Origin of the sequence: Burkholderia sp. BCC1998 (assembly GCF_905339875.1) — a bacterium.
Lineage (GTDB): Bacteria > Pseudomonadota > Gammaproteobacteria > Burkholderiales > Burkholderiaceae > Burkholderia.
The window spans coordinates 1-469 of record NZ_CAJPHE010000106.1 but is presented as its reverse complement, the minus strand read 5'-3'; the positions used below and the strand labels follow the sequence as shown (position 1 = coordinate 469).

The 469-nt window shown below is 61.4% G+C and carries 1 protein-coding gene; it reads right to left on the bottom strand.

Annotation, left to right across the window (positions count from 1 at the left end):
- Positions 1-469, bottom strand: a 469-nt coding sequence (locus tag U5A56_RS36995) for an ATP-grasp domain-containing protein (RefSeq protein WP_321927430.1), incomplete at both ends; no start/stop codon positions are given.

The following is a 469-nucleotide window of genomic DNA, read 5'->3' as shown; positions in this document are numbered from 1 at the left end:
GATTTCAGCCAGCGATGCGTCGGTTTCCCAGAATGCCTTGTACAGGCCTTGCAGGATCGCGCGCGCTTGCGGAATCGAAGCAGCCGGCACGCCGATCTTCGCGGCGAGGTCGTCTGCCTGCGCGTCGAGCAGGCCCGTCGACGGCTCGACGATGACCTTGTGGATCAGTTCCGGGTGCTTTTCGGCAACTTCTTCGATGTCCATGCCGCCTTCGCTCGAACCCATCAGAACGATCTTTTGCGAGATGCGATCGACGACGAGGCTGACATACAGTTCCTGCTTGATGTCGGCGCCCTCTTCGATCATCAGGCGGTTGACCTTCTGGCCTTCCGGACCGGTCTGGTGCGTGACCAGCTGCATGCCGAGGATCTGGTTCGCGTATTCGCGAACCTGCTCGATCGACTTCGCCACCTTCACGCCGCCGCCCTTGCCACGGCCACCCGCGTGAATCTGAGCCTTCACGACCCAA